The organism is Sphingobium sp., from assembly GCF_033795625.1.
In the GTDB taxonomy this organism is placed as follows: domain Bacteria; phylum Pseudomonadota; class Alphaproteobacteria; order Sphingomonadales; family Sphingomonadaceae; genus Sphingobium.
This window is the reverse complement of sequence record NZ_JARYGI010000094.1, coordinates 1-936: the sequence shown is the minus strand read 5'-3', so window position 1 is coordinate 936 and position 936 is coordinate 1. Positions and strand designations below refer to the sequence as shown.

Here is a 936-nt window from a genome sequence, read left to right as displayed (position 1 = left end):
CGAGCAGACCGCCCTGCTCGAAGGCGGCACTGGCAGCGCCGCCCGCCAAAAGCTGATCGAGAAGCTCATTCGGTATGGCAGGTTCTTTGCGTCGTGACATAGTGGGACTCCTTGTTGCCCATTATGCCCGGCCACACACGGAAATCCTGACAGTCCCACCAGGGTCACGCCTTCGAGCGAACGCGCCCCACGCGCATCGATACCCACTGCGCCAGTATTTTCCTTGTCAGCGACCGCGCCTGGAAGCTCAAGCGCGCGGTCCGGTTCGGCTATCTTGATTTCTCGACCTCCGACAAACGCCATGCCGCGCTCGAGGCGGAGCTTCGCCTCAACCGCCGAACCGCGCCCGATCTATATCGTGCTCTTCATCCGATCACGCGGGAAGCCGGCGGTCGGCTGGCGATCGATGGCGCCGGTGACGTGGTCGACTGGCTGCTCGAGATGCGACGCTTTCCCGACGATGCGCTGCTCACCCATAAGGCCGACCGCGGCGAGCTCGATGAGCGCCTGCTGATGCGGCTGGCGGACCGCATAAGCGCCTTCCATTCGACGGCGGAAGCTGATCCGACGCAAGCGGGTGCGGCATCGTTCCGCCGCGTCGTCGAAGGCAATATCGCCAGCATGGCGGCCTATCCCAGCATCCTCGACCCGGACCAGGCGAAGCATCTCGGCGATAGCCTGCTCCAGATCGCCGACGGCATGGCGCCGCTGCTCGATGCCCGAGCGCGGGAAGGCCGGGTCAGACATGGTCATGGCGATCTCCATCTCGCCAACATCGCCCTGATCGACGGCGAGCCGACCTTGTTCGACTGCCTCGAGTTCAGCGTCGAGCTGGCCACAATCGATGTGCTCTACGATCTCGCCTTCCTCCTGATGGATCTGTGGCATCGTGATCTCCGCACGGAGGCAAACATCGTCTTCAACCGCTATCTCGAC

Annotated in this window: 1 protein-coding gene; it reads left to right on the top strand. The window is 63.6% G+C overall.

Annotated elements, in window-relative coordinates:
- Window positions 1-420: 420 nt before the first annotated feature.
- On the top strand, window positions 421-936 hold a 516-nt coding region (locus QHC67_RS18720), incomplete at its 3' end, for a phosphotransferase (protein WP_319296671.1).